Consider the following 10,959-nt stretch of genomic DNA (forward strand, 5'->3'; position numbering starts at 1 on the left):
CGCCACCGCCGGCCCGGGCAGGAGCACGCCGGCCGGGGTCGACCGCAGCTCGGCCTCGGCGAGCAGCGCGGTGGCACCGACCAGGGCGAGCACCTCGTCCGAGGCCGCGGTGTCGTGACCGGTCACGTCGATACCGCCGATCACCCGCCCCGTCACCGGGTCGTGGACCGGCGCGGCCGAGCAGCTCCACGAGTGGGCGGGCGCGAGGAAGTGCTCCGCACCACGCACCCGCACGGGGACGTCGTGCCGCAGCGCGAGGCCCGGCGCGTTCGCCCCCACCGCGTCGTCGCTCCACAGCGCTCCCGGCACGAACGCCATCCGCTCCGCCCGCGTCCGCACGCCGCGGTCCCCGTACAGCCACAGGAGCCGGCCGTCGGCGTCGGCGACCGCCACGAGGTGGCCGCTGGTCATGACCCCGGATACCAGCACCTTCTCGACGACGGGCAGCACCGCCGCCATCCGGTGCGCGGCCAGGTGCGCGGACAGGTCGGGGCCCTGCAGGTCGACCGGCGGATCCGCCCGATCCGGGTCGATCCCCCGTCGCCTGCTCCGCTCCCAGGACTGCGCGACGATCGCGCTGGCCACTGTTGACCTCCCCGCCGACATGACGCCAGTGTAACGACCGTCACAGAACATGACGTCACCCTCATAAACGAACCCAAATAACAGGTGCTTGCCACAGGGGGCGGCGACCCCTCTACAATCGTCAGTGATTCAGGCCACACATGATTTAAGGACCGAGATGACGACCGAGTTCGCCACCCCGCCAGCCGCCAAACCCTTCCCTGTCGAGAACCTGTCGAGACTCGTGTTCAAGAACGCACAGGAGGCGCCGAACGACGTCGCCGTGCTGCGCCTGGTCGGCGGCGACTGGAAGGAGGTCACCTGCGCCCAGTACCTGGAGGAGGTCAAGGGCGTGGCCAAGGGCCTCATCGCCCGGGGCGTGAAGCCCGGCGACCGACTGGCGATCATGAGCCACACCCGCTACGAGTGGTCGCTCATCGCCTGGGCGGCCTGGGTCGCCGGCGCGGTCACCGTGCCGATCTACGAGACGTCCTCGTCCGCGCAGTGCGACTGGATCCTCACCAACTCGGACGCGACCGTCGCGGTCGTCGAGGACCTCGAGTTGCGCGAGGTGCTCACCGCCGGCACCGACTGGTCCGGTGACATCCTCGTGATCGAGAACGACCTCGTCGCCCAGCTCACCGAGGCCGGCGCCGACGTCTCGGACGCCGACCTCGAGAAGGCCTCGCTCGTCGCCGGCCACGAGGACCCCTGCGCGATCATCTACACCTCCGGCACGACAGGCAACCCCAAGGGCTGCGAGATCGTGCACGGCGGGTTCGGCGGCGTCGTCGTGTCGGTCGTGGAGCAACTCCAGGACGCGTTCGTGCCCAACAGTCGGACCCTCATCTTCCTGCCCCTGGCCCACGTCCTCGCCCGCATCCTGGAGGTGGCCTGCTTCTACAAGCGCGTGGCCGTGGCGCACGAGCCGGACACCACCAAGGTCATCGAGCGCCTCGGCGAGATCCACCCCACCTTCCTGGTGTCGGTGCCGCGCGTGCTGGAGAAGGTCTACAACTCCGCCGCGGCAAAGGCCGAGAACGCCGGCGGCGCCAAGGCCAAGATCTTCAAGGCCGCCGTCCAGACGGCCATCGACTACTCCAAGGCCCTCGAGAACGGCGGTCGGCCGTCGGCCGCGCTGAAGGTCAAGCAGAAGCTCTACTCGAAGCTCGTCTACTCGAAGCTGCACGACGCTCTGGGCGGCGAATGCGACCGCATCATCTCGGGCGGTGGGCCGCTGGGCGCCCGCCTGGGCCACTTCTTCCGCGGCGCCGGGTTCGACCTGCTCGAGGGCTATGGCCTGACCGAATCCTCGGGCGTGCTCACCGTCAACCCGACCAACCGGGCCAAGATCGGCACCGTCGGCACGCCGATCCCGGGCGTCACCATCCGCATCGCCGAGGACGGCGAGGTCCTGGCCAAGGCCAAGACGCTGTTCAAGGGCTACTGGCGAAACCCGGAGGCGACCGCCGCCGCGTGGACCGGCGAGTGGTACCACACCGGCGACATCGGCGAGCTCGACTCCGACGGCTACCTCTCCATCACGGGTCGCAAGAAGGACCTGATCGTCACCGCCGGCGGGAAGAACGTCTCGCCCTCGCAGCTCGAGGACCTGCTCACCTCTGACCCGCTGATCAGCCAGGCCGTCGTGGTGGGCGACAACCGCAGCTACATCGCGGCGCTCGTCACGATCGACCCGGAGACGTTCCCCGCGTGGCGGGACAGGCACGGCAAGACCGGCGAGGTCTCGGACCTGCTGCAGGACGGCGAGCTGGTCGGCGCGGTCCAGGACGCGGTGGACCGGGCCAACAAGTCGGTCTCCCGCGCGGAATCCATCCGCAAGTTCAAGATCCTCGCGGCCGAGTTCTCCGTCGAGTCCGGCGAACTCACCCCCACCCTCAAGCTCAAGCGCAACGTCGTGCACGACCGGTTCGGCAGCGAGATCGAGTCGCTGTACACCGACGCCTGATCCACCGATCGTGGGAGCGCCCGGGCCCGGACGGGTTCCGGGCGCTCTCGTTTCGGCACGATCAGGCGTACATGTCCTCGATCTGCTCGGCGTAGCGCTCGGCCACCACGTGCCGCTTGACCTTCAGGGTCGCGGTCAGCTCCCCCGACTCCTCGGTGAAGTCCCGGGGCAGGACGGTGAACTTCTTGACGCCTTCGGCCTGCGAGACCTGCCGGTTGGCATCGTCCACGGCGAACTGGATCTCGGCCTGCAGTGCGGGGTCGGTCACCAGGTCCTCGGCCGGCTTGCCTCCGTGGCCGTTCTCCGCGGCCCATGCCTCGAGCTCGTTCTCGTCGACCGTGATCAGCGCGGAGACGAACTTGCGGCCCTCGCCGATCAGCACCGCGTGGCCGACCAGCCGGTGCGCGCGGATCGCATCCTCGATCTGCCCCGGCGAGACGTTCTTACCGCCGGCGGTGACGATGATCTCCTTGGACCGGCCGGAGATCGTCAGGTATCCGTCCGCGTCGAGCGAACCGAGGTCGCCGGTGTTGAACCAGCCGTCCACGACGGCCTCGGCGGTCGCCTCGGGGTTGTTCCAGTAGCGGTCGAAGATGATGTCGCCGGCCAACTCCACCTCGCCGGCGTCGTTGATACGCACGCTGGTTCCGGCCACCGGGCGGCCGACGGTGCCGATGCGCTGGCAGCCGGGCCCGTTGACGGTGGCGGCGGCGGTGCTCTCGGTCAGGCCGTAGCCCTCGTAGACGGGCACGCCGACTCCGCGGAAAAAGTGCGAGATGCGGTCGGGCAGGGCGCCGCCGCCGGAGATGGCGTACTCGCACCGGCCGCCGAGCGCCTCGCGTATGGACTTGTAGACGAGCAGGTCGAGCGCCTTGTACTGGACGGTGTGCAGGAGCGAGGGTCGACGCTCGTCGTCCAGTCCGTCATTGCCGCGCCGCACGCTGTCCTCGATGGCGATCGCCTCGGCGCGTTCGAAGATGCCCCTCTGCACCGCGCCCTTGGCGGCGGCCTTCGTGGCGATCCCGTCGCGGACCTTCTCGAAGACGCGTGGGACCCCGAGGATCATGTGCGGCCGGAAATCGGCGAAGCGCGGGAGGAGGGTGGCGGTGTCGTCCCAGAAGCCGACGGTCGCGTCACCCAGGTAGACGGTGTAGGTCACGGCGCGGGCGAGCACGTGGGCCAGCGGCAGGAACATCAGCGACTTCTTGCCAGCCTGCGCCATGGACCCGATGGGGTGATCGAGCAGCGCGTGGCACTCCGCCAGGAGGTTGCGGTGGGTGATCACGCAGCCCTTGGGCCGCCCGGTGGTGCCAGAGGTGTAGATGATCGACGCGGGGGCGTCCACCCGGAGGGTGTCCAGCGCGGCGTCGAGGGTGGCGGGCTCGACGGCCTCGCCGTCGGCCTCGAGGGTCTCCACGGCGCCGTCGTCGAGGTAGAGGATCCGGGTGCAGGTGTCCGGGACCGCGGTATCTCCGACGACGACGACGTGGTCGTCGTTCTCGGCCACGAGGACCTTGGCGGCGGAGTCTTCGAGGATCCATTCGAGCTGGCCCGCGGAGGACGAGGGGTAGATCGGCACGGTGATGGCTCCGGCGGTCCAGACCGCGAGGTCGACGAGGACCCATTCGAGGCGGGTGCCGGCCATGAGCGCCACCCGGTCCCCGGGCTCGACGCCGGAGGCGATGAGCCCGGCGGCGATCGCGTCGACCCGCTCGCGCAGCTCGGCGCTCGAGAGCCCCTGCCACTTCTCGCCGGTGTGGTACTCGAACGGGGTGGCCCGCGGGTTCGTGGTGGCCCGTCCCCGCGCCACCACCGGGATGAGGTCGGCCTCGGTGAAGGTTCGGGTGGACGGGACGGAGATCTCGCGCATGCCGGATGCGGCCTTTCGGACGACGAAGAAATGGAGCGCAGTCGATTATCGGCCCGCCGGTCGCCCGTGGCAATCGCGGCGGCGAATCCGGAGGACCCCCTCGTGCCGGGTTGCGATATCACGTAGACTACGCAATAGACAGACCTGTTCATTCTTCAGAACGGAACCCCCACATGGCGCAGATCTACTCCGACATCAGCGAGACCATCGGCAAGACCCCGCTGGTCCGCCTCAACTCCCTGACCGAGGGACTGCAGGCCACCGTCCTGGCAAAGCTCGAGTCCGCGAACCCGGCAGCCAGCGTCAAGGACCGCATCGGCGCGGCCATCATCGACGACGCGGTGGCGTCGGGCGGCCTCAAGCCCGGTGGCACGATCGTCGAGGGCACGTCCGGCAACACCGGTATCGCGCTGTCCATGGTCGCGGCGGCCCGCGGTTTCAAGGCCGTCATCGTCATGCCCGACACCATGTCGGTCGAGCGCCGCGCCGTGATGCGCGCCTACGGTGCCGAGCTCATCCTCACCCCGGGCTCCGAGGGGATGAAGGGCGCGGTGGCCAAGGCCGAGGAGATCGCCGCGACGCGTGAGAACGCCGTCCTGGCCCGCCAGTTCGCCAATCCCGCCAACGTGGACGTCCACCGCCGCACCACCGGACCCGAGATCTGGGAGGACACGGACGGCGACATCGACGTGTTCGTGGCCGGCATCGGCACCGGCGGCACCATCTCCGGCGCGGGCAACTACCTGCGCTCGCAGAAGTCGGACCTGCACATCGTCGCCGTCGAGCCCAAGGACTCGCCGCTGCTGACCGAGGGCAAGGCCGGACCGCACAAGATCCAGGGCCTGGGCGCCAACTTCGTGCCCGAGATCCTCGACCGGGAGATCTACGACGAGGTCATCGACGTCACCCTCGAGGACTCATTGGAGATCGCCAAGCGACTCGGCAAGGAGGAGGGCATCCTCGCCGGCATCTCCTCGGGAGCCAACGTGTGGGCCGCCCTCGAGATCGCCAAGCGTCCCGAGAACGCCGGTAAGACCATCGTCGTCATCGTGTGCGACTACGGCGAGCGCTACGTCTCGACCATGCTGTTCGAGGACTACCGCGACTGATGACGCCGACGTCCGATCGCCCGGTGGGGTTCTGGCGCACGCTGCGCGAGGACCTCGCCGCGGCGCGCGCCCATGACCCCGCCGCCCGGGGCGACGTCGAGAACGCCGTCGTCTATTCCGGCCTCCACGCCATCTGGTTCCACAGGCTCTCGCACCGGCTGTGGAACGCCGGCGGCGTCGGTCGCACCGCCGGGCGCGTCCTGTCCCAGTTCGCCCGGTTCCTCACGGGGATCGAGATCCACCCCGGCGCCACCATCGGGCGGCGGTTCTTCATCGACCACGGGATGGGCGTCGTCATCGGCGAGACCGCCGAGATCGGCGACGACTGCATGATCTACCACGGCGTGACCCTCGGCGGCGTCTCGCTCAAGCAGGTCAAGCGGCATCCGACGCTCGGGGACCGCGTGACGGTGGGTACCGGGGCCAAGATCCTGGGTCCCGTGGAGATCGGGGACGACTCGTCGGTGGGCGCCAACGCCGTCGTCGTCAAGAGCGCCCCCGCCAACTCGATCATCGTGGGTATCCCCGGTCAGGCCCGCCCGTCCGAGTCGAGCAAGGAGGAGCTGCGCGACGCGCAGTTCTACATCGACCCGGCCATCTACATCTAGCCGCGGCCCGCGCGGCGGGGCACCACCCGGCGGCGGCGCGCGAGGGAGGGCCGCGAGCCAGGCCTCGGCTAGGCTCTGCCACTGTGCGAGTGCTTCCCACCACCTACTGGCTGCGCGGACCACTGGCCCTACTGGCGCTGGGGTCGGTGGTCATGGTCCTGCGCGCACCCGACGAACGGACGCCGTGGTGGGGGATCACCCAGAGCTTCCTGGACGTTCACGTGTACCGGTGGGGCGCCGAGGCCGCCCGGTCCGGCACGCCCCTCTACGAGGGCCTGCTGTGGGCACCCAACGCCCGCTTCTTCGCGGAGATGCCGTTCACCTACCCGCCGTTCTCCGCGTTGCTCTTCCAGCCGCTGCCGCTGCTCTCCGAACCGCTCATGATGGCCGGCTGGACGGCCCTCACCCTGGGGCTGTTGTACCTGGTCATCCGGATGTCGTTCCGCGCGCTCGACTACGCCCCCGACACCGTCACCAGGCAGGTGTCCCTGTGCCTGGCCCTGATCAGCCTGTCGCTCGAGCCGGTGCGCACCACCGTCTGGCTGGGCCAGATCAACATCATCCTGCTGGTCCTCGTCCTCGCCGACCATCTCCTGTCCCGGATCGGGCCGGACCACCGCTTCTCCCGGTGGCGCCACATCGCCGGCATCGGCAGCGGACTCGCGGCGGGGATCAAACTGACGCCCGCGTTCTTCTGGGCGCACTGGGTCGTCACCGGGCGGTGGCGCCTCGCCCTGGCCTCCGTGGCCACCTTCCTCGCGACGGTGGCGGTCGGCTTCCTCGCGATCCCCTCGGACGCCGCCCGCTACTGGTCGGGCACGGTCTTCGAGTCGGGCCGCATCGCCCAGGACTCGGTGGTGTCCAACCAGTCGCTACGCGGGGTCCTCGCCCGGGTCCTCGGCGTCGACGCCGCTCCCACCGCCGCCTGGCTGGCATTGGCGGCGGTGGCCGCGGTGGTCGGGCTAGCGATGGCGGCCCTGCTGCACCGGGCCGGCCACCAACTCCTTGCGTTGACGCTGTCCGGGATGACGATGTCGGTGGTGTCGCCGTTCTCGTGGGGCCACCACTGGGTCTGGTTCGTGCCGCTGCTGGTCATCGCGGTGCACCACGCGATCGTCGGCCGTCGCTGGTATCTCTGGCTCCTGCCGCCGCTGCTCTGGGCCGCCACGGCCGCCTGGGTGCAGAGCTTCCCCAACCCCGACTTCCCCGACGACCGGTGGGTGGCGATCGGGTTGTTCATGCTCGGGGGCGACATCCCCCCGGTGGTCTTCGGGGTGATCACGAACATCTACCCGCTGCTCTGGCTGGTCACGGTGGTGCTGGCGGCGGTGCTGGTCCGACGCTCACGCTCGGACGGCGCTAGGCTGCGCGGATATGGGACGACGGACGACTCGTCACCGGGCGCAGCGGGTTCTGGCCGGGGGTGACGCACGGCGGGAGGTGACGACCCTCGCCGTCGAGGAGCCGCTCGAGATCCGGGTCGGCGGCCAGCCGTTCGTGGTCACGATGCGCACCCCGGGCGACGACATGGACCTCGCCGCCGGGCACCTGGTCTCCGAGGGGGCGGTCTGGCACCGCGATCACCTTCCCGAGATCTGCTATTGCACCACTGTCAGCGGTCGGGCCGAACAGGACTACAACACCCTCACGGTGACCCTCTCGCCGGACATCCCGGCACCCCGGTCCGCCCGGGCCACTACGATGAGCAGCGCCTGCGGGGTGTGCGGCGTGGACTCGATCGACGAGGTGCGGCGCTCGACCCACTTCCCGGCCGAGCCGGTGGAGGTCCTCGTCGACGCCGAGGTGCTGCTGACGCTGCCCGAGCGACTCCTCCGCCACCAGCGCCTGTTCGGCAAGACGGGTGGAGTCCACGCGGCGGGGCTGTTCTCCGGCACCGGCGAGCTGCTTTGCCTGCGCGAGGACGTGGGCAGGCACAACGCCGTGGACAAGGTCGTGGGCTGGGCGCTGCGCGAGGGCCGGTTGCCGCTGCGGGGAACCGTCCTCCAGGTGTCGGGCCGGGCGTCGTTCGAGCTTGTACAGAAGGCGTCGATGGCCGGTATCCCGGTGATGTCGGCGGTGAGCGCACCGTCCTCGCTCGCCGTGGACCTGGCGGAGGAGGCCGGGGTGACCCTCGTCGGGTTCAGCCGGGGCGACCGGGCGACGGTGTACGCCCATTCCGAGCGCATCCGGGACTGAGCGCGCCGCCCGCGGGCCCGCTGTGTCGGCCGGCCGGTGGTCGAGCATCGTCACCAGGGACCACCGTGCGTCGCGGGTCGCCGGCGGCCTCGGCGCGCTCGCCGTACGGCACGTACCCGCGGCCGGGTGCGACGACCAGCAGGACCAGCGCGGCTCCCGCGGCGACGAGCCCCAGCGCGAGCAGGGCGTCGGCGATGCCCGAGGCGAAGATCTCGGCCGCGGTGTCAACGATCGGCTGCGCCACGGGGCCGGCGACCTCGCCGAACTCCACCGCGCCGGCGAACGATCCGGCCACCGCCTCGCGGGCGGGCTCGGGGACGCCCGGCAGGACTGCGCCGATGTCGGCGGCGTACCGGCCGGCGAGGATGCTGCCGGAGATCGCGATGCCGATCGCGGCCCCCACCTCGCGCATGGCGTCGTTGACCGCCGCGGCCACGCCCTGCTCGTCGGCGGGGATGTCCGAGACGATCGCGGACGTCGCGGGCGCGGTTGACAGGCCCAGGCCGACACTGGCGGTGACCATCGGCCACAGGATGTCCCAGTAGCTCGAGTCGACGCCCAGCCGCGAGAGGAAGATCATCCCGGTGGCGATCGCGCCCACACCCACCACCGACACCGCCCGCAGTCCGACCCCCGCGATGAGCTTGGGCGAGAGCAGGGAGAACACCATGACGGGCACGACCATGGGCGCCAGCGACAGGGACGCCCCGATCGCGTCGTAGCCCTTGACCAGCTGCAGGTACTGCACGATGAGCAGGAAGAACCCGAAGATCGTGAGGAACTGCATCCCCACGGCCACCGAGCCGGCCGAGAAGCCGCGGCGCCGGAAGTAGCGCACGTCGAGGATCGGGTCGTCGGCTCGGAGTTCGACCAGCACGAAGGCGGCCAGGCTCACGGCGGAGGTGATGAGGGCGACGACGACGGGGACCTCCGAGAAGCTCGTGTGCGCTCCCTCGATGAGCCCGAACACCACCCCTCCGACGGCCAGTGCGGAGAACACGGCGCCAGCGACGTCCGGCCGACCACGCCGGGACGCGACGGACTCACCGATCGTGAACGCGGCCACCAGCACCACCAGGCCCAGGACCGCGTAGACGGCGAAGATCGACTTCCAGGACCACACCTGCAGCATGAGCCCGGAGCCGATCAGTCCGACGATCCCACCGATGCCGGCGAAGCCCGCCCAGGTACCGACGGCGGTCCCGCGGCGCTCGGGCGGGAAGCTCGCGGTCAGCAGCGAGAGCGTCGACGGCATGACGAACGCAGCGCCCACGCCGGCGACCGCCCGCAGGATGATGAGCCAGAGCGGCGAGTCGAGCCACAGAGGCAGCGCGGAGGACAGGGTGAACAGGGCCAGCCCCACGATGAGGGTGGCGCGGCGGCCGAAGCGGTCGCCCAGCGCGCCGGCGGTGAGCACGAGCGCGGCCAGCGCGAGCGTGTAGGCGTCGACGATCCACGTGAGCTCGGCCTGGGTGGCGCCGATGGCCACGGCGATGTCGGGCAGCGACGTGTACAGCGCGGACATGGTGGCCACGACCAGCGAGACCGCGACGACGTTGACGAACAGCAGCCAGCGGCGTCGTCCGGTGGACAGTTCCAGCACGGAGCCTCCCGGGGAGCGGTACGGAAAACGATACCGGCGGTATCGTTCGTCCCGCCACCGTAACGCACGACCCTCCCGGCGCGGCGGGCCACAATGGAGGTCATGCCCATCCCGACCGACCCCCGCCGTGCCCGATCACGGGGCAAGCTCCTCGACGCCGCGGCGGACCTCCTCGTCTCAGGCGGCGCGGCGGCGGTGACGGTCGAGGCGGTCACCCGGCTGTCCGGGGTCGCGCGGACCACGCTGTACCGCAACTTCCCGTCGACGGACTCGCTCATCGCGGCCGCGTTCCGCCGATTGCTGCCCGCCCCGGAGCCGCCGCCGCCGGACCTCCCGCTGCGCGAGCAGCTGCTGCACCTGTGCGCGTCGATGACCCGCCTCATCCAGGACGCGCCCCTGCAGCAGTCGATGCTGGGATGGCTGGCGATGGGCCGCGGCGCCTCGGAGGACGACGAGGTCGGCCAGCTCCGACGCGGGGTCGTGGACTCCTACACGGCGCCGCTGCACGCGGCGCTCTCCGCCGCGGAGGCCGACGGCACCCTCGTCCCCGGCGACCGTGACCTCGCGGTGGCGCAGCTCGCCGGACCGGTGGTGCTGGCGCGGATGATCGGCCTGCGCGCGTTCACCCCGGCCGACGTCGAGCGGCTGGTCGACGACTTCCTCCGCGGCCGACTGGCGGACCGGGCGTGACCTCCGTCGGAGCGATCGTGCTGGCCGGCGGGCGCGCGAGCCGCCTCGGCGGCGTGGACAAGGCCCGGGTCGCCGTGGCGGGGCGGCCGATGATCGAGAGTGTCGTCGGCGCCGCCCGGGCCGTGGCCGGGTCCGTCATCACCGTGGGCCCCGGTGGTGACACCCGTGAGGACCCGCCCCACTCCGGGCCGGTCGCCGCGATCACCGCGGGGCTGGCGGGACTGCCGGGGACGGTGGAGCTCGTCGTCGTCGTCGCCTGTGACCTCCCCGATCTCGACGCCGCCACCCTCCGCGCCCTCCTCGCCGCGCTGCGCCGCCCCGCCGCCTCGACCACCGGCGCGGGCGAGGTC

The 10,959-nt window shown here is 70.9% G+C and carries 10 protein-coding genes; 7 read left to right on the forward strand and 3 right to left on the reverse strand.

The features are described from left to right. Positions 1 to 606 (reverse strand): GAF domain-containing protein (locus HMPREF3086_RS12695; protein WP_371441671.1); only part of this gene is annotated, 606 nt, incomplete at its 3' end. Between the two features lie 136 nt (positions 607 to 742). On the opposite strand from HMPREF3086_RS12695, the gene HMPREF3086_RS12700 reads away from it, so the two are divergent. Next, the gene (locus HMPREF3086_RS12700; protein WP_070722224.1) at positions 743 to 2,533 is read left to right on the forward strand and encodes an AMP-dependent synthetase/ligase; all 1,791 of its coding nucleotides are present in this window, start codon (positions 743 to 745) and stop codon (positions 2,531 to 2,533) included. 61 nt (positions 2,534 to 2,594) lie between these two features. On the opposite strand, the gene HMPREF3086_RS12705 is transcribed toward HMPREF3086_RS12700, so the two are convergent. Beyond that, positions 2,595 to 4,403, reverse strand: coding sequence for an AMP-dependent synthetase/ligase (locus tag HMPREF3086_RS12705; protein WP_061227833.1), 1,809 nt, complete (start codon positions 4,401 to 4,403; stop codon positions 2,595 to 2,597). A gap of 173 nt (positions 4,404 to 4,576) precedes the next feature. Between HMPREF3086_RS12705 and cysK the strand changes: the two genes are divergently transcribed. From cysK to fdhD, 4 genes are all read left to right on the forward strand, one after another. Further along, positions 4,577 to 5,512: a cysteine synthase A gene (gene cysK / locus HMPREF3086_RS12710; protein WP_007629536.1), complete on the forward strand. Its 936-nt coding sequence runs from the start codon at positions 4,577 to 4,579 to the stop codon at positions 5,510 to 5,512. Positions 5,513 to 5,535: 23 nt separating this feature from the next. Next, entirely contained in the window at positions 5,536 to 6,120 is a 585-nt protein-coding gene (gene epsC / locus HMPREF3086_RS12715) for a serine O-acetyltransferase EpsC (RefSeq protein WP_109148625.1), read from the forward strand. 83 nt (positions 6,121 to 6,203) lie between these two features. Beyond that, entirely contained in the window at positions 6,204 to 7,547 is a 1,344-nt protein-coding gene (locus tag HMPREF3086_RS12720; RefSeq protein ID WP_070722226.1) for a glycosyltransferase 87 family protein, read from the forward strand. Next, complete coding sequence (fdhD, locus tag HMPREF3086_RS12725) at positions 7,495 to 8,316, forward strand: formate dehydrogenase accessory sulfurtransferase FdhD (protein ID WP_083324440.1); 822 nt, start codon at positions 7,495 to 7,497, stop codon at positions 8,314 to 8,316. The genes HMPREF3086_RS12720 and fdhD overlap by 53 nt, the downstream gene beginning before the upstream one ends. Here the strand turns inward: fdhD and HMPREF3086_RS12730 are convergent. After that, positions 8,261 to 9,919: an MFS transporter gene (locus HMPREF3086_RS12730; RefSeq protein ID WP_246830990.1), complete on the reverse strand. Its 1,659-nt coding sequence runs from the start codon at positions 9,917 to 9,919 to the stop codon at positions 8,261 to 8,263. The genes fdhD and HMPREF3086_RS12730 overlap by 56 nt on opposite strands. Before the next feature lie 102 nt (positions 9,920 to 10,021). Between HMPREF3086_RS12730 and HMPREF3086_RS12735 the strand changes: the two genes are divergently transcribed. Continuing rightward, the gene (locus tag HMPREF3086_RS12735) at positions 10,022 to 10,609 is read left to right on the forward strand and encodes a TetR/AcrR family transcriptional regulator (RefSeq protein ID WP_141764082.1); all 588 of its coding nucleotides are present in this window, start codon (positions 10,022 to 10,024) and stop codon (positions 10,607 to 10,609) included. Further along, the coding region (locus tag HMPREF3086_RS12740) for a molybdenum cofactor guanylyltransferase (protein ID WP_168169094.1) at positions 10,606 to 10,959 on the forward strand (354 nt) is incomplete at its 3' end. The genes HMPREF3086_RS12735 and HMPREF3086_RS12740, both read left to right, overlap by 4 nt.

Origin of the sequence: Dietzia sp. HMSC21D01 (assembly GCF_001815995.1) — a bacterium.
Lineage (GTDB): Bacteria > Actinomycetota > Actinomycetes > Mycobacteriales > Mycobacteriaceae > Dietzia > Dietzia cinnamea.

What these genes read in the sequence shown, in the direction of transcription:
- HMPREF3086_RS12735 (WP_141764082.1), top strand. Translation starts at nt 10,022, where the DNA reads ATGCCCATCCCGACCGACCCCCGCCGTGCCCGATCACGGGGCAAGCTC.
- cysK (WP_007629536.1), top strand. Translation starts at nt 4,577, where the DNA reads ATGGCGCAGATCTACTCCGACATCAGCGAGACCATCGGCAAGACCCCG.
- fdhD (WP_083324440.1), top strand. Translation starts at nt 7,495, where the DNA reads ATGGGACGACGGACGACTCGTCACCGGGCGCAGCGGGTTCTGGCCGGG.
- HMPREF3086_RS12705 (WP_061227833.1), bottom strand. Translation starts at nt 4,403, where the DNA reads ATGCGCGAGATCTCCGTCCCGTCCACCCGAACCTTCACCGAGGCCGAC.
- HMPREF3086_RS12700 (WP_070722224.1), top strand. Translation starts at nt 743, where the DNA reads ATGACGACCGAGTTCGCCACCCCGCCAGCCGCCAAACCCTTCCCTGTC.